We start from the raw sequence: 424 nt of genomic DNA, 5'->3' as shown, positions 1-424 counted from the left end.
AGAGACAGGCCCCCTTCTGCGCCCCGCCCCAGGCCCCTGCGCCGAGGCTGAGGCGCAGCCGCTCGTCGGTAAGGTGGGCGACCACCGGCAGGCTGCGGGTCACGCTCGCCTGCGCGTCGGCGAAGGCGGTGGAGCCCGGCCCGCCGACCCACCCCCCTTGCGCATAGACTTCGCCCTGCGCGCCGAAGGGCAGGCGCAGCGGGGCCAGCTCGGTGACGGCATAGGCGGCGGGGCGGAAGGTGCTGAAGGCGGCAGCATCGGTGTAGCGCACCTCGCCCGCCACCCGCACCGGCAGCCGCGCGAGCGGGCGCAGCGAGGCGCCGGCGGCGATCTCGTTCTCGCCGAGGGTCACCAGCGCGCGGTAGGCGCGGGCGTAGAGCCGCGGGTCGTGGCCGCTCGCGGGCGCGATGCGGTATTGCAGCAC

Annotated in this window: 1 pseudogene; it reads right to left on the bottom strand. The window is 76.4% G+C overall.

Annotation, left to right across the window (positions count from 1 at the left end):
* A pseudogene (locus AX692_RS20155) lies at positions 1-424 on the bottom strand (hypothetical protein); the annotation flags it as partial.

Source organism: Erythrobacter donghaensis (assembly GCF_001557325.1).
In the GTDB taxonomy this organism is placed as follows: Bacteria; Pseudomonadota; Alphaproteobacteria; order Sphingomonadales; family Sphingomonadaceae; genus Erythrobacter; species Erythrobacter donghaensis_B.
The sequence above is the reverse complement of the archived record's forward strand: the minus strand, read 5'-3'. Positions and strand labels throughout refer to the sequence as shown.